Origin of the sequence: Bacillus sp. CH140a_4T (assembly GCF_008923725.1) — a bacterium.
GTDB lineage: Bacteria > Bacillota > Bacilli > Bacillales > Bacillaceae_G > Bacillus_A.
The window spans coordinates 737,463-753,757 of sequence record NZ_WBPF01000016.1 but is presented as its reverse complement, the minus strand read 5'-3'; the positions used below and the strand labels follow the sequence as shown (position 1 = coordinate 753,757).

The 16,295-nt window shown below is 35.7% G+C and carries 19 protein-coding genes and 1 other RNA gene; 4 read left to right on the top strand and 16 right to left on the bottom strand.

The window, feature by feature from the left end; genetic code table 11:
- Positions 1 to 29: 29 nt before the first annotated feature.
- From rnpB to F8162_RS19475, 5 genes are all read right to left on the bottom strand, one after another.
- An RNA gene (gene rnpB / locus F8162_RS19495) (RNase P RNA component class B) lies at positions 30 to 420 on the bottom strand.
- An 87-nt stretch (positions 421 to 507) separates the two neighbouring features.
- On the bottom strand, positions 508 to 846 hold the full coding sequence (gpsB, locus tag F8162_RS19490) for a cell division regulator GpsB (protein ID WP_000622425.1): 339 nt from the start codon (positions 844 to 846) through the stop codon (positions 508 to 510).
- Between the two features lie 97 nt (positions 847 to 943).
- Entirely contained in the window at positions 944 to 1,498 is a 555-nt protein-coding gene (locus F8162_RS19485; RefSeq protein ID WP_151631046.1) for a DUF1273 domain-containing protein, read from the bottom strand.
- Between the two features lie 56 nt (positions 1,499 to 1,554).
- Positions 1,555 to 1,992: a CotD family spore coat protein gene (locus F8162_RS19480; RefSeq protein WP_151631047.1), complete on the bottom strand. Its 438-nt coding sequence runs from the start codon at positions 1,990 to 1,992 to the stop codon at positions 1,555 to 1,557.
- A 155-nt stretch (positions 1,993 to 2,147) separates the two neighbouring features.
- Positions 2,148 to 2,738, bottom strand: a complete 591-nt coding sequence (locus tag F8162_RS19475; RefSeq protein ID WP_151631048.1) for a YppG family protein — start codon at positions 2,736 to 2,738, stop codon at positions 2,148 to 2,150.
- A gap of 177 nt (positions 2,739 to 2,915) precedes the next feature.
- Here F8162_RS19475 and F8162_RS19470 point away from each other — a divergent pair, with 177 nt between their 5' ends.
- Positions 2,916 to 3,107 (top strand): YppF family protein, encoded by a 192-nt coding sequence (locus F8162_RS19470; protein ID WP_000242661.1) that lies wholly within the window; start codon positions 2,916 to 2,918, stop codon positions 3,105 to 3,107.
- 24 nt (positions 3,108 to 3,131) lie between these two features.
- On the opposite strand, the gene F8162_RS19465 is transcribed toward F8162_RS19470, so the two are convergent.
- Entirely contained in the window at positions 3,132 to 3,476 is a 345-nt protein-coding gene (locus F8162_RS19465; RefSeq protein WP_000872967.1) for a YppE family protein, read from the bottom strand.
- Positions 3,477 to 3,491: 15 nt separating this feature from the next.
- A complete protein-coding gene (locus tag F8162_RS19460) occupies positions 3,492 to 3,734 on the bottom strand; it encodes a hypothetical protein (protein WP_001252042.1) in 243 nt (80 codons plus the stop codon).
- Between the two features lie 85 nt (positions 3,735 to 3,819).
- Between F8162_RS19460 and F8162_RS28805 the strand changes: the two genes are divergently transcribed.
- On the top strand, positions 3,820 to 3,996 hold the full coding sequence (locus tag F8162_RS28805) for a hypothetical protein (RefSeq protein ID WP_002020884.1): 177 nt from the start codon (positions 3,820 to 3,822) through the stop codon (positions 3,994 to 3,996).
- Between the two features lie 310 nt (positions 3,997 to 4,306).
- On the opposite strand, the gene F8162_RS19455 is transcribed toward F8162_RS28805, so the two are convergent.
- Complete coding sequence (locus F8162_RS19455) at positions 4,307 to 5,332, bottom strand: DUF2515 domain-containing protein (RefSeq protein WP_151631049.1); 1,026 nt, start codon at positions 5,330 to 5,332, stop codon at positions 4,307 to 4,309.
- 104 nt (positions 5,333 to 5,436) lie between these two features.
- Here F8162_RS19455 and recU point away from each other — a divergent pair, with 104 nt between their 5' ends.
- Together recU and F8162_RS19445 are read left to right on the top strand one after the other, a co-directional pair.
- Complete coding sequence (gene recU, locus F8162_RS19450; protein ID WP_000155591.1) at positions 5,437 to 6,039, top strand: Holliday junction resolvase RecU; 603 nt, start codon at positions 5,437 to 5,439, stop codon at positions 6,037 to 6,039.
- Between the two features lie 65 nt (positions 6,040 to 6,104).
- Positions 6,105 to 8,795, top strand: a complete 2,691-nt coding sequence (locus F8162_RS19445; protein ID WP_151631050.1) for a PBP1A family penicillin-binding protein — start codon at positions 6,105 to 6,107, stop codon at positions 8,793 to 8,795.
- A 23-nt stretch (positions 8,796 to 8,818) separates the two neighbouring features.
- Here F8162_RS19445 and F8162_RS19440 read toward each other — a convergent pair whose 3' ends face one another.
- The 8 genes from F8162_RS19440 to panD all read right to left on the bottom strand — a co-directional run bounded on the left by F8162_RS19440 (position 8,819) and on the right by panD (position 16,287).
- Positions 8,819 to 9,337 carry a YpoC family protein gene (locus tag F8162_RS19440; protein ID WP_151631051.1) on the bottom strand — a complete coding sequence of 173 codons (519 nt, stop codon included), beginning with the start codon at positions 9,335 to 9,337 and terminating at the stop codon, positions 8,819 to 8,821.
- 3 nt (positions 9,338 to 9,340) lie between these two features.
- Positions 9,341 to 9,988 carry an endonuclease III gene (nth, locus tag F8162_RS19435; protein WP_151631052.1) on the bottom strand — a complete coding sequence of 216 codons (648 nt, stop codon included), beginning with the start codon at positions 9,986 to 9,988 and terminating at the stop codon, positions 9,341 to 9,343.
- Between the two features lie 15 nt (positions 9,989 to 10,003).
- Entirely contained in the window at positions 10,004 to 10,711 is a 708-nt protein-coding gene (gene dnaD, locus F8162_RS19430; protein ID WP_071757493.1) for a DNA replication protein DnaD, read from the bottom strand.
- Between the two features lie 121 nt (positions 10,712 to 10,832).
- Positions 10,833 to 12,020, bottom strand: a complete 1,188-nt coding sequence (aspB, locus tag F8162_RS19425) for an aspartate transaminase AspB (RefSeq protein WP_151631053.1) — start codon at positions 12,018 to 12,020, stop codon at positions 10,833 to 10,835.
- 18 nt (positions 12,021 to 12,038) lie between these two features.
- Positions 12,039 to 12,542: a DUF5590 domain-containing protein gene (locus F8162_RS19420; RefSeq protein ID WP_000758747.1), complete on the bottom strand. Its 504-nt coding sequence runs from the start codon at positions 12,540 to 12,542 to the stop codon at positions 12,039 to 12,041.
- A 7-nt stretch (positions 12,543 to 12,549) separates the two neighbouring features.
- Positions 12,550 to 12,720 (bottom strand): YpmA family protein, encoded by a 171-nt coding sequence (locus F8162_RS19415; protein WP_000358352.1) that lies wholly within the window; start codon positions 12,718 to 12,720, stop codon positions 12,550 to 12,552.
- Between the two features lie 250 nt (positions 12,721 to 12,970).
- Positions 12,971 to 15,775 (bottom strand): ATP-dependent DNA helicase DinG, encoded by a 2,805-nt coding sequence (dinG, locus tag F8162_RS19410; RefSeq protein WP_151631054.1) that lies wholly within the window; start codon positions 15,773 to 15,775, stop codon positions 12,971 to 12,973.
- A gap of 128 nt (positions 15,776 to 15,903) precedes the next feature.
- Complete coding sequence (gene panD / locus F8162_RS19405) at positions 15,904 to 16,287, bottom strand: aspartate 1-decarboxylase (protein WP_061679513.1); 384 nt, start codon at positions 16,285 to 16,287, stop codon at positions 15,904 to 15,906.
- Positions 16,288 to 16,295: the final 8 nt, after the last annotated feature.

Below are 16,295 nucleotides of genomic sequence, written 5' to 3'. Positions count from 1 at the left end.
CTGAGTTATTTCAAAGTTGGTTCATAACGTTCTGTAAGCCATGTTCTGTTCCTTTGTACTGCAAACGGCCCACGCCTCGTACTCCGGTGGCAATCATCTATCTACAGGTTATACAACCTGTCCTTTCCCATCGTTCATTTCCTTGGAAAAGATTCCCCTACCATTATTTGGGTTTCTCGCTCGTGGGGTTTACCTCGTTCCACTCCTATCATTTCTTCAAGGACTTCGTCACTGTGGCACTTTAAAGGTAGTCAAACCATATCCGAAAGGACTTAGGTTTTTTCCCTGCCGTTAAACCAGCCTTACAGCCAGAATACCCTAGCTTATGAATTGGCTAGGCACGAACACTACAGCCATCTCAGGCCGTGCGAGCATGGACTTTCCTCTACAACGTTGGCGTTGCAGCGATTACCCAAACGTTATGACATCCATTAGTATAGTGGAAACAAAAAGATTTTGCAATGTTTTTTTCTATGTAAAATGCTTTAACCTTTTTACCACTAGAAATTATTCGTATAACTTACTTCCAAATACAGCTTTTTCTAAATTAGATAGACGTTTTAAAATGTCCGTATTCGTGTTGTTATATACAGGTTGTGCAACTGGTGTTTGTACAACTGGTTGTTGTGGCACTTGCGTTGCTACTAATTTTTGTTCCTCTAATTCACGCTTTAAACGAGCATTTTGTTGCTTTAATTGATCAAACTCCTTGTGGAAAGCTTCATAGTCTTTAATGATCATATCAAGAAACTTGTCTACTTCTTCTTGTTGATAGCCTCTCATGCCTGTTTTAAATTCTTTTTCTAAAATATCTTTCGCCGTTAATTTAATTTTATCCGAAATCATTTTCTTCACCTCAAATTTTTGCCAAAACTTTCATTACCTAAATTTTTTCAGAAACAATGACTTTTGTCAATCATATATACGCGTACTATATTACATATTACTCAGCATTATTCCACTGTTCCTCTTCTATTATATCTTGTAAATCAGAAAAAAGAATGAAATAACTGTGATAATTTTCTATTTCTCCTTTTTTCTTTGCTGCTTCTACAATATATTTAGGACTCCCTGGTTTTTCTTCATCATATACAGCTAAAAGTGCATCACTTTTTTCAATAAAAAATTGATTTTTTAATTTAAATTGCTCTGGGCTTTCGTACTTCCGTTTCGTAATACTATCAATATGGTCTGCTTGAGAGAGAATAAATTCGTAATATTCACGGTTATCTTCCTTCCAGCTTTCTTCTTGTTCTAAAAACGGAGTAAATACCGCTAATTTTAAATCTGGATATTCTACTTGAATTTCAAAAACAACTTCAGCAGCCCATAATTCGACCCCTAACTGCCCACTTATTATCACCCATTCCAAACCTTCTTCTACAAAAGTAATTAATTTTCGGTGCAATGCCCTTTTTATACATTCCACCCCTGGATGATCATTTTTAAATATTCCAAGTTCAAATGGCTTATATCCCGTTACAGCAATAACTTTCATATCAACACTCCAATTACAAAAAAAGAACTAGCATTTCGCTAGTTCTAACATATCATTTACTTTTTAAATATTCCACCAACGTTAGGTCCAATATTCGGACCTACTGGTGATACATTGTTTGGTAAAAATGGTGATACATTTGGTCCTGGCCCAAATGGTGACACGTTTGGTCCTGGTCCAAATGGAGATACTTGATGACCGTGGTGATGATGGTGGCCATGACCACATGGTCCACATCCGCCGCCAAATCCACCAACAGATCCTGGATCACCCGGGTCTACAACATTTACGTTCGAGTTTGTTTGTGGGAAGAAGTTTTGGTTTTTAATTTGTTGATGGTGTACATGTGTTGTATGTGTTGGGAAAATGTGTGGCACCACCGTTGTTGAAAAAGAATGTGTTACACACTGTTTCGTCGGATGAATGACAGGAGCAGTTGTACAAATAGGTCCTACAGGCTTATGCCCTCCAAAACAAGGATGACAATGATGCATAGTTTTTTCTCTCCTCTCTCGTTAAAAAAATCTGACTACACTTTACAATATGAGAAAAGAGGGAAAGCCGTTTGTTATATATACCCATTTATTACAAGGAAATTTGTCTAGCCTTCTGCTTTATACGTAATGCTTTTATAGACAACCCCCTATGATTACTTACCAAAAAAACCTCCAACTTGCTTTACAATACCTGTCACTTGGTTCATCGCATTCATCATTTGTCCAGCTGTATTCATCATTTTATTTACATCATAGTTACCATCTGAGTTTTTAAATTGGGAAACAAAACTAGAAAATTGACTCGGTTGCTGTTGTTGTTTTTGTTTATTCTGCGTCGGGTACGGTTGTTTTGGTGGATAAAACATCGCTTGTTGATTTCCATAGGGAGATGGTGGTGGCATATAGTATTGTGAATTCATATAAGGTTGCTGTTGATCCATATAGGGCTGCTGTTGTTGATTTATATAGGGTTGTTGCTGTTGCTGTTGCTGTTGTTGCTGTTGATTTATATAAGGTTGTTGTTGTTGCTGTTGTTGATTTATATAGGGTTGTTGTTGCTGTTGCTGCTGTTGTTGCTGTTGATTCATAAACGACACTTCAAATGGCTGGTAATAATTTTGATTTCCATAATGAGGCTCGAAAGGATACATATTATACCGTAAATATGTATCCGTATTATATTGGTACATATTTTGCTGTGTATATGGATTAGCTTGCTGATATACGTTAGATTGTTGAAACATGCATTCTCTCCTCCTTCACATAAGTTTCTACATATATAATATGTACTTGTAAAATAATTTGTGTGACGGAGTATCTGTCTATTTTTGTCGGAAGTTTAAATTTTTAAAAAATTAAAAAAGAAAACCCTTCCATGCTATGATAATAAAGAAGAAGATTCTCATGGGGGAGGAATCAACATGGTATTAGGGGATTTAAAACAAGCGTTTTCTCAAAAAAAGGGGTATTACACAGAGAATGTAAATGAATTGTTAGACTTTGCGAGACATTGGTATCTCGAAGGAAAAATATGCATTTCAGATTACCGAACATTAATAAAAGAATTAGAAATAAACGGTGCAACAAAGCCTACAACAATGACAGAAGCATAAAAAACAAGAGGGTTTCCCCTCTTGTTACTTACATTGCTCAATTATATTTTGCAAAGTATACGAAATGGCTTGATGTGTTTCAAAGAATCGCTTACCTTTACCTTTATTTACAAAACATTGCAACACATTTGTCTGTAAATTATCGTACACTTGATCAATTTGCTGAACATGTATATACTTCGGTTTTTCTTCCTTAATCCATTTATAAGCTAATTCTTTCCACACTTTTAATTCCTCATCTACCATATCTACAAATGGTTTCATATCCTTATAAAAATCGTACTCAATCATTTCTCTTTTTTTCACATTCGCTTCATTATTATACTGCATGAGTTTTTCTGAAGATTGTATTAATGCTTCATACTTCATTTTATTCCCACCTTATTATGCACTCACTACGACGTTTTGAAATGCCTTCACCCAATTCCCTTTTTCTTCGTGATGCACTAATTTATTTTCCATATGCTCAATATGCATTTCTGTTATTTCTATCTTATTACATATTTTTTCACTCGTATCCTTCAATGCATGATTCATTCTAATCCCTATATTCATTTCCAGCAAATCGAGAGAACTTAACATTTGATCCATTGTTTTCATTACATCTTCCTTCTGAACCATCGCCATATACAAAACGCCCCCTTCTTTGCTTTTCCTTTGTCATGTAATTTCGCCGAATGACTCTTCACTCCTGCTCACATGACAAAACTAGTTGTTATTCGTCAAAGAAATCATTTTGTATGTCATTTATAGAAATGGTAACAATACAAAAAGGAGGTGTATGAAAATGACAAAGAACAAAAACGAAAAAAAGAAAAAACAAAACAAACAAAATAAACCTGAAACTGGTAATCCAAAGTTAGATGGTCCAAACTTCCCTGCTACATAAAGTGAAACTTTAATCAGCGGGGGTTTTGTTCATCCCCACTGATTATTAACCTTCACCAATCGGGCTTTTACGGGCAGTTGATCCCCACCTAAATTCTTTGCTTTCACTGAATTTTGAGACGTGGGTCTTACTACCCGGCAAATAGCGGGATAAAGTAAGACTTTAGCGCTTTTACAAAACGCTAATTTCTGAAGCATCCTTAATCTCTTATCTTCATTAAGTTTTGAGATTAAATTCTTAGCATACACAGCAGGATTACTTCACATTAAGAAGTCCCGTCTTCGTAAATGAAGACGGGACTTCTTTTTTATTATATCACGAACTCATCCATCCTTTTAACAAAACGATTTACGATAGAAGCAACATAGATTTGCTCCCTCTTTCTTTTATACCATTCTGTTATATCAACTTCCCCCTTATACTCTTCCAGTAAAAACAGCTCATTTATTTCCGTATCTCTACAAAACCAATCTCTCATACTTATTTCCTTATGTGCAACGACAGGATAAACCTCTCTAAGGGCTGGCGTACAAGATTTTCTAGCTTCTCTTACATAACATTCATAATCTGTTCTTGATCCTGTGTGTATAGTTTGTAATGCAAACCTATGGAATAAACTTTTATAATTCGGATGAAATAGTAACTCCGCTAATTTCTTTCCTAATTCTATACGCTTTTGTATCGTTTCAAATTGATAAACTGAAAAACCATACATATTCCCTTCAATGGTCGGAAAAATAACGGCGCTCACATGAAGCATTTCTTGCAATTTAAAAAGCGCTGTATGAAATACATGTTTTTTAAAATATGCATTCTCAATAATTGGTTTTTGAATTTTATTTTGTTCATTTATAATAAGCGCTGTCATGAGCCTATTTATATCTTTTTTCTCCCAAAAATATATCCATTCTTTTTCCATAAAAATTGACACGTTGAAATATTGTAACAAATAGAATAGTGGTACCTGCCTCCTCTTACTTTCTTCGTATAACAATAGCTGCGGAAAAGCATCTAAAAAAATAATCCAATTCGCTTGTTCATATGTCAAAAACAAATGTTTTTTTACTGTTTGAGGTAAAATAGTAGCATAATACCTCCCTTTTAAATCAGTCATATTCCATCCCGCATTTCTCGAGACCATACTCGCTAAAAAGGCCCACCTAACTTCACTATTTCTTTCATAGTAGTCTTGATAAGACTGTGTTCGAGAAATATTGTCCCTATTAGCTATTTTTATTTCCCTCTTCATGTTGTAGACGATTGTTTTTTCTTCGTCTGTACATTCCATATTTTTACGATATTGCTTAATTTCTCTATAATCATTCCATGTAAACATGTACAAGTCATCATACCTTTCTTCAAAAAGGTCACATCTTTTTTCATTTTTTTGTTATAATCACCTTTGTAAGTAATTCTTAGCAAGTTGGGAGTGGACACACTATGACCATTCGTTACCCAAACGGAAAACGGTACAATCAAGCTTCACAACCTCATAAAACACCAATTAAAAAACATACTTATAGTAATAGAGGTATGTCCCTTGAAGAGGAATTGAATGAAACGAATGAATATTACTTAACCCATAATATTGCATGTGTACATAAAAAACCTACACCTCTTCAAATTGTAAAAGTAGATTACCCCGCTCGAAGTGCTGCAGTGGTAAAAGAAGCGTATTTTAAACAACCTTCTACAACAGATTACAACGGTGTATATAAAGGGAAATACATCGATTTTGAAGCGAAAGAGACAAAAAATAAAACCAGCTTTCCACTTCAAAACTTCCACCTTCATCAAATTGAACATATGAAGCAAGTAATCGCTCATGATGGAATTGCATTTGTTATTATTAAATTTACACTTTTTGATGAACTTTATTTATTAGATGCAAAACATATTATTGCATTTTGGAATCGTCAAAATACTGGTGGACGAAAATCGATTACGAAAGAAGAAATAGAAGAGCATGGATCTTTATTATCATGCGGTTATCACCCTCGGATTGATTATATCCGTGTACTAGACACGGTTTATTTTTCGTGATAGAGTCATCACTAAGGCTCTTTTTTCGACTTTTGGGGAGAGAATGAAAGGTAGGAGAAAGTATAATGTCAGATAATTATCGTTCTCGTACAGAACGAAATCATGTAAAAAATCAAAAGCAAGAAACAAATACAGAGAAAAAACCAAAGAAAAAAGGCTCCTTTTTTAAAAAATTCCTTATAGGTTGTCTACTTCTTGGTATCGTTGGTCTTGTAGCTGGCGTTTCCGCTTTCTTTGTTATGGTGAAGGACGCTCCAAAATTAGACAAATCAAAACTTGTCAATCCTTTATCAACAAAGTTTCTTGATAAGAATGGGAACTTTTTCTATGAATACGGTGCTGAAAAACGAACCCACGTTACGTATGATCAAATTCCAAAAGTAGTTGAAAATGCATTCCTTGCAACTGAGGATTCACGTTTCTATGATCATAATGGAATTGATTTTAAACGAACTACAAAAGCAGTTATGGAAAATGTCACTGGAGGTTTCGGATCTCAAGGTGGTAGTACGATTACACAACAAGTAGTCAAAAACTATTTTCTAACGATGGACAAAACTGCAAAGAGAAAAGTGCAAGAATGGTACCTATCTTACAAATTAGAGCAACAATACTCTAAACATGAAATTTTAGAAATGTATTTAAATAAGATTAACTTAGGTAACCGTTCGTACGGTATTGCAACAGCAGCCAAAAAATATTATGACAAAGATTTAAAAGACTTACAGTTACATGAAGCTGCAATGCTTGCAGGCTTACCCCAAGGTCCTAATATTTATGATCCAACCAAACCAGACAACGTTGAACGAGCTACACAACGTCGTAACGTCGTATTATCATTAATGAATCGACATGGTTATATAACAAAAGATGAAATGAATAACGCAATGAAAATCTCTGTAACTGAGGGCCTTCAGCCATCTTCAGAAGTAACAGAGATGAAGTATCAAGCATTTTTAGATGCGGTTGTAAAAGAAGTAGAAAAAGAATATCCTGATGTAAATATCGGTTCTGACGGTTTAACGATTCATACAACACTAGATCAAGATGCTCAAGATTATGCAGAAAAAATTATGGATGGCAATCTTATTAAGTATCCAAACGATCAATTCCAAGGATCATTCGTATTTATGGATACACAATCTGGAGAAGTTCGAGCAATTGGAGCTGGGCGTAAAGAAAGTAAGTCTACTTTCAAAGGTCATAATATGGCCACTGATTTAAAACGCCAAGTTGGTTCCACAATGAAACCAATTTTCGACTATGGTCCGGCAATTGAGAATTTACAATGGTCTACATACCATCAATTAAATGACTCAGAGTATACGTATTCCAATGGTAAAAAAATACGAAATGCAACAAATAGTTATAAAGGTGACGTTTCACTACGTGAAGCACTGAAAAAATCATTAAACATTCCAGCTTTAAAAACAGCTCAAGCGGTTGGTCTTCCTAAATCACAAGCGTTTGCTGAAGGCTTGGGCATGACATTTAAAGACGGCAAAACATTTGAATCAACAGCAATTGGTAGTAACGATAGTTCTCCATTACAAGTAGCTGGGGCATATGCCGCATTTGGAAATGACGGTGTGTATAATAAGCCTCACTTCGTAAAAGAAGTCATCTTCCCAGACGGGAAAAAGAAAAACTTTAAACCGAAAGAACAACGTGCAATGCACGACTACACAGCTTACATGGTGACTGACGTTCTTCGTGACGTAGTAAAACCAGGTTCTGGTGGTACTGGTCCAACAGCATACGTTTCAGGTGTTGATGTTGCCGGTAAAACAGGAACACAAAACTTTGACGAAGACGTTATAAAAGAATATGGTATTCCAGCTGATGCAAACAGAGATAGCTGGTTCGCTGGATATACACCGCAATATACAATGGCAGTATGGAATGGTTACGAAAAAAATGGCCCAGAAAACTACATTAGTGATCGTTATACTAGAATTGCACAGCAAATGTTCCAAGTAATGATGAGCAAATTCGCTACAGATAAATCTCGTTTCGAACGCCCTTCTTCTGTACAAGAACTAAATGGTGAATTGTACGTAAAAGGTGCTAAGAAAGATGCAATTAAACAAATTAAAGTAGATGCACCTAGTGGTCTTAATGTCACTTTCGATGGCGCTAGCACAGTTACACTAAACTGGTCTGGACCAGCAGCAGTTGATGCGTATGCAGCAAGCTATAAAGCGACTGACGGTTCAAGTGGTAGTTTATCAATAAAAGGTACAACAGCTACTCTTGGTGGTATTAAACCAGGCGTTACTTACAGTTTCTCCGTAGTAGCGAAAAAAGGTACTGGAACAAGCCCAGCAGTTGGAGCATCCTTCACTGCACCTGGCGGAACTCCAGACGCGAAGAAAGCTGAAGAAGAGGCTGCCAAAAAGAAAGCCGAAGAAGAAGCGGCTAAAAAGAAAGCTGATGAGGACGCTCAGAAAAAAACTAATGAAGATAAATTAAAACAAGAAGAAGCTCAGAAAAAGGCTGCTGAAGAACAGCGTAAACAACAAGAGCAGCAACAAGAACAACAACGTAAACAACAAGAAGAAGCTCAGAAAAAGGCTACTGAAGAAGAAGCGGCTAAAAAGAAAGCCGAAGAAGAAGCGGCTAGAAAGAAAGCTGAAGAAGAGGCTGCCAAAAAGAAAGCTGAAGAAGAACAACAAAAACAAGAGCAAGAGCAACAACAAAATACCGGAGGAGATACACCTCACGCAGACGGAAATGTTGTTACAACAGAATCTTAATACAAAAAAGAAGTCCTTTTCTCTTAACGAGAAAAGGACTTCTTTTTTGTTATGATTTTCTTTACATATAACTTTTCTATTTCAATATACAACTGTGCTAACTGAATATAAGAATGATAATTATTTGGTTTCTTTATAATGAACGAATATCGCTCCATAAAATTAACTGGTTGTACTTCCAATTTGCTCGTGTAATCTTCCATTTCATTCAAACTATGAACAGGTTGCTCATTTAGCCAATATACAATTGAAAGCAAATGTGCTGCAAAAAGAATCATAGGGCCTTCAGCTGCTTGCTTATTTCTGTTTCGAAATAGTGTAGCAATATCTTCATGCTTACTTTTCCATACATTCAACAGTACTGGAATACTATTTTCAATTTCATTCCACGGCTCATATTGTCTTTCCATATCATATATAAAGTAAGTATTTTGTATGATTTCTTCAAAAGGCTGTTCTGTATAATATGCAACCGAATGTATACTTTCTTTAAAAAATGGTAAGCACCGAAATTCTTTCGGTATTTCTATAACTCGCTCCATCCTTTATTTCCCCTTCATTCGCTTCTTTCCTTCACGACATACTTCTAGTAGGCGACACTCTTCACATTGTGGTCGCTGTGCTTTACAGTGATAACGTCCAAAGAAAATCATACGGTGATGTGTAACGCTCCATTCATCCATCGGAATTTTCTTCATTAAAGTCTTTTCCACTTCTAACACCGAATCTTTCCATCTACAAATCGCTAACCGTTTACTCACTCTCTCTACATGTGTATCAACAGCAATTGCCGGAATACCATACGCTACCGAAACAACTACATTTGCTGTTTTTCTCCCTACTCCTGGTAATTTCGTCAGCTCGTCACGGTCTTCTGGAACTTTTCCGTTATAATCATCCAGCAACATCTGGCACAATTTTTGAATGTTTTTTGCTTTATTTCTATACAACCCAATAGAACGTATATCTTGTTGTAACTCTTCTAGGGAAACACTTAAATAATCTTCTGGTGTTTTATATTTTTGAAATAAATTTTTCGTCACTTTATTTACAAGTACATCTGTACATTGTGCAGATAATGCTACCGCGATTACTAGTTCAAACGGATTATCATGAATTAATTCACAATGTGCTTCTGGATACATATCCGCCATTGTGTCTAAACAATAGCGAATTTGCGTTTTATTTAACATATACTTCCTCCTACATTACTGCTCCAACCAATTATAAAAAGGCACTTTCCCGGTAAATTTCGTCTCTTGTTTTGTCGTTTGTTGCGTTCGTTGTTGATTTGCTCTAAATTTCCGTCCTTGGTTTTGGGCTTGATCTACTGTTTTAATACCATTCTTTTTCCACTCAAATAAAATACGGTCGATATATCGGAAATTAAGCTTACCACTCATTACAGCTTCCCTGAGGGCCGCTTGAATTAAATTCGGATGATGTTGATCTTGATCTTCCCACATTCCTAACGTCTCACATTCAAATGGAGAAAGTGGTCTTCCAAATTCTTTTTCAAATACTGTATATAAATTTACTTGCAGTTGTTTTATTTCTTTTTGTTCTTCCTCTATTGATTCATTCATTAAGAAATGCAATATTTTTTCCCAAAGCGGTTGTAGAGAATAACTTTCACACATCATCGCTTCTGATCTTTGTCCACCTTCTAGTGATAAAAAACCTTTTTGAATCAATGTCTGAATGACTTCCATACATTTCATTTCACTAATCGTCATCCGTTCTGAAATCTCTGACGGAGTCGGAAACGAATTGCCCGATTCTAAAAATGTGTGTACATGAAGTACAACCATAAATTCCGTTTCATTTAACCCTAATTTTTTATAATGCATCATAAGTAATTTTGGAATTGCAATGCTTCCCTGCTCAAACCACTGTAACATCATTTTCTTTTTCATCACCAAACACCTCGCTCTCTAGTATAACACACCTTTCGCTATTTCTTTTTGCCACAATTCGTCAAAAAAACCTCCCTATTATGTAGGAAGGTTTTTTGTATTGCGTTAATAAAATATACAATTAAGCTTGCACTTTACTTTTCATAAACGTATGAATGCGTTCTAATGCTTTCTCTACTTGTTCAAGAGATGTCGCATATGATAAGCGAACGTTATTCGGAGCACCAAATCCTGTACCTGGTACAAGAGCCACTTTTTCCTCTTCTAATAGAGCTTTTGCCCAATCATCAACGTTTTCGTATCCAGATAAAGCTACAGCCTCTTTTACATTAGGGAATAAGTAAAATGCACCTTGTGGTTTAATGCAAGTAAAGCCAGGGATTTGAATTAATTTATCATAAATAATGTTTAACCTCTCTTCAAATGCTTGACGCATTGTTTCTACAGGTTCTTGTGAGCCTGCATATGCCGCAATTGCGCCGTATTGAGCGATTGAAGTAGGGTTTGACGTACTATGACTCGCTAAGTTCGTCATCGCTTTAATAAGCTGCTTATTTCCTGCTGCATATCCAATACGCCATCCTGTCATAGAATGAGATTTAGATACACCATTAATAATAAGTGTTTGTTCTTTTAATGCATTAGAAAGCTGGGCAACCGAAGTATATTCTGCTCCACCATAAATTAACTTTTCATAAATTTCATCTGAAACGATTAAAATATCGTGTTCTAAACATACTTCTCCAAGCTGTTGTAATTCTTCTTTGCTGTAAATCATTCCTGTTGGATTGCTCGGTGAATTAATAATAACTGCTTTCGTTTTCTCAGTAATTGCCTCACGCAGCTGCTTCGCTGTAATTTTGTATTCATTGTCTTCAAGGCCTTCTACATAAATTGGCTTACCACCAGCAAGCTTTACTTGTTCCGGATAACTTACCCAGTAAGGCGTAGGGATGATAACTTCATCTCCTTCATCAAGTAACACTTGGAATAATGTATATAATGCATGCTTTGCGCCGTTACATACAATAATTTCAGAAGGATCATACGCAATTCCTTGATCGCGAGTAAACTTCTTCACAATTTCTTGTTTTAACGCCTGTAATCCACCTGTTGGTGTATACTTCGTATGTCCTTCTAACATCGCTTTATGTGCAGCATTCATAATATGTTCTGGCGTATTAAAGTCAGGTTCTCCTGCCCCTAATCCAATTACATCATGACCTTCAGCTTTTAATGCTTGTGCCTTTGCTGTAATTTCTAAAGTTGCAGATGGTGTTAAAGCAGCTACTCGCTTTGCTAATTTCATTTGTAGTTCCCCCTACATCTATTTTTCAATGCTATATCGTTTTAAAAACTGACCATCTTGAAATGCAAGATTGTAGTAACTATAACGATTGTCATCATCAATATATGTAACTTCCCATAGTGGTATATTATTTTCAACGCCTAATTTTACTTTTAAAATTTCTTTAGGCTTACTTTTGGGCTCTTTACTGTCATCTCCGACTTGTTCAATCGTTCTTTGTAAAGCATCTTTTTCAGAAATACCTTCGCTCTTTTTCCTTACTATAGTTTCCCCTTTTTTCTCAGGCACCCAAACGATAAGTTGTTCTCCTTTTTCATCTGTACCTTGTACGACTGTATATGAAGATTCTCCGTTATAATAATCAACAGATTTTACCTTTGTAAGCTTTGCCTTTTCTTTCGCAATTTCTACAGATTTTGCCTCTTTAGGGATTTTCTTTTCCATTGCTTTATTGTAAACATACGCCCCATATATTCCGCTAGCAACGATTACGATAACGATTGCAAAGATCCACTTTTTCATTGTATCACTACGTTCTGTAAATCGTAAATACAGCTGTTTCTTTATCTTTTTCGTCTAATGCTAATCCGAACATGAGGTCCTGCTCTTTTAACGTACGATTCAAACTATCAACAATTTTATACAAGTCAGACGAATATTTAATACGCGTCGTTGATAGGACTTCGATTTTCTTATCCATGAAAAAACTCCTCCGTTACACAAAAATTTCTAATTATAGAAGAACGCAATGCGGTTACAATAAGAGTACATTCTTTACAACCCCTGCTTCATCACCCATCTATTATAGCAGGACATGTACAGCAAAAAAAGGTTTCAAGTCGAAAACCAATACATTTTGTATACAAGAAGTAAGAAAAATAAAATTCCTCCTACCCACATTTTTTACGCCTGAAGTTTAAACGTACTTCAGGCGTATTTTTCTTCCAATTTTATTCAGTTGGCTGTTCCTTTAATTGTTCTAACAATTCTTCTAGGGAGCCTTCATAGAGTGGGACAGTTGGGATTGATTGTAAAAATCGTTTTCCATAGGAAGCGCTCGTCAAACGACGATCTAATACAAATACTGTTCCGGTATCTGTACTTGTTCTAATAAGACGACCAAATCCTTGTTTGAAACGCAGTATTGCTTGCGGGAGTGCTAACTTAGCGAATACGTCTTCTCCTTGATTTTTTAACCACTCTCCTTTTGCTTCCATCATCGGTTGATGAGGAGGCGTAAAGGGAAGCCGGACAATAACAAGACAACTAAGCGCATCTCCAGGTATATCTATCCCTTCCCAAAAACTACTTGTTCCTAATAAAATTGATTTATCAAACTCTTGAAATTTACGAATGAGACGACTTCGGCTCTTATTATTCACACTTTGCGTTAATAATAAATACCCTTCTAAATCCTCATCATTTTTCAAATTCGTATACGCTTCTTTCAACATTTCATATGAAGTGAATAAAACGAGCATTCTACCTTTTGTAGCTCTCGCTATTTTTGCAATATGTGCCGACACAGATTCAATATATTCTTCATTACTTGCTTGCTTAATAAAAGGCACATCCGTTGAAACCATTAATTTCATCTGTTCTTCAAAACGGAATGGTGACGGGACCTGTAATGTATTTGGAGCAAAATCATATAAACCTAGCTCTTCTTTTATATAGTCAAACGAATCATTTACTGTTAACGTTGCTGATGTGAAAATAACACTCTTTTTCTCTGTTAAAAATTCATCCGCAAATCTTTCACCAATATGAACAGGCTGCCCATATAAAACCGTTGAATGAATTGTTCCCTTCGTTTCAGTCTCCATCCATGTCACATATGAATTTTTTTCTAAAATGAGTAATTGTAAAGATTGTTCCATCTTTCTCAATAACTCAATTAAATGCATAAATTCACCTGTAACAACATGCATCTCCCATTCTAATTTACTTTGCAATATATCAACTTGCTTCTCAAGTGTAGTCAACAATTTTCTTACATCGTATACAAAACGATTTGTTAACTCGGTAATGCTATCCCATAACTTACCTTTCTCTACTTCCGTGTTGTATCGATAAATGAGTGGCATATTGCTTATCCCTTGTTCCTGCTTTGTTTGCTTAAAGATAAAAGCACGTAACATTTGGAATAGCTCATCCGCATCAAATTTTAATTCCTTCAAACTGTGACTCACCATACGGAAAGTCGAACGAGAGGCTTGCTCTGATTTTTTCATCATTTTATATACTTTAGAAAGTACATCATCAGTTTCTAGCGTACCAAGACGAGATAAAACTAGCTGGAAATACATACAGGAGAACTGTTCACCTAACGTTCTACTCGCCGCTTCCTCAATATGATGAGCCTCATCAAAAATAATATGTTCACATGAAGCAAATAGCGGTTCTTCACTTGAAAAATCTTGAAATAATAAAGCATGATTTGTTATAACGATATCTGCAAATAATGCTTTATTTTTTGCTCGCTGATAAAAACAACGGCTATACCAGTTGCTTTGCATCCCGCCCGGACTATGTACATCACTACAAATACGGTTCCAAAGTAACTTTCCGCCCTCAGGAATATTTAATTCATCCCGATCGCCCGTTTTCGTTTGCAATAACCACACTAAAATTTTTGCCTTTGTGAGCGCCATATCATAATTTTTCTCTTCCTCTTGCAAAGCATATTCAAATTTATGTAGACAAAGATAATGCTTTCTTCCTTTCAAAAGAGCTACTTCAAATGAAAATGGCATTATTTTCTGTAATAATGGAATTTCCTTTTCTAGTATTTGTTGTTGCAGTTGTACAGTTTGGGTACTTATGATGACAGGTTCTTCTTTTTTCTTTGCAAAATAAATACTTGGAAGTAAATATGCAAGAGTCTTCCCTGTTCCTGTTCCTGCTTCAATTAATGAAAATCTAGAATCTCTTAGCGCTGTATATATTTCTTTCATCATAATGTGTTGGCTTTCTCTTTTTTCAAACTTTGGCATATTCAATTCAAGTTTCTCAACTGTCTTATGCAAGAAAGCATCAAATTTTAATGAACACGTTTCACTGAGATTTAAAGAATAATTCCGTTTTCGAAGCGCAATATTTCGATACACCTCATACCCCTCTGTCTCTTTTTTACCATGCATCATTTTCTTTAAAATATTTTCAGAAAGTACATCCGCTATATCACTTTGAAAAACATCGCTCAATTCATAAAGCGATTGCAAGGTGACAAGTGGTAACGTTTCAATTTCATTTAAAAATTGTAAAAACAATTCCGCTGTTGCAAGAGCATCACTATCCGCACGATGCGGTTGATCGTGCTCTAATTCATGTTGTTTAGCTAAATCACGTAATTTATAACTATCAGCCGTCGGCAAAAGAATTTGCGCCAACTCGACTGTATCAACTTTCGGACAATGTACTTCTGTATATCCAGCCTGCCTTAATTCTTCCGTTAAAAAATTCCAATCAAAGTGAACGTTATGTGCAACGAAAGCTGCACCTTGTAATAGCTCAACAACCATCGGGGCTACATCTTGAAATAACGGGGCTTGCTTCACCATACTCTCATCAATCCCTGTTAGTTCTGTAATAAATGGCGGAATCTCTCTCTTCGGATTAATAAAAGATGAAAAAATCTCTAATATCTCTCCATCTTCCACTACAACAGCTGCAATTTGGGTAATTTTATCCTTCCCATCCTTCCAGGAGTTCCCTGTCGTCTCTAAATCCACAACGACATAACGCTTACTCATATATGTAACACCTCAATTTCTTACCTATCAAACACAAAATTATATAATGTTACTATACCACGTTTTATCTCATCTTAATGAAAAGATGCACAAAAAAGCTATCTCCGTAATAGAGATAGCCTTCTTACTTATAATATCGTACCCGCTTTTTCAGCACCTAACATTTCAATAATTTGATTCTCATCGTCTAATACTGCAATTTTCGGCGCTTGTTTATGAATATTTTCTTCTGCCACTAAACCGTAGCAAATAATAATAACTTTATCTCCTGGCTGTACAAGCCTTGCAGCTGCACCATTTAAACAAACAACACCGCTACCGCGTTCTCCCTTAATAACATATGTCTCTAATCGAGCACCATTATTGTTATTTACAATTTGTACTTTTTCATTTTCTACAATATTTACTGCATCCATTAAATCTTCATCAATTGTAATACTACCTACATAGTTTAAATTTGCTTCTGTTACTGTTGCGCGATGTAACTTCGCTCTCATCATTGTGCGAAACATAGTTGCTC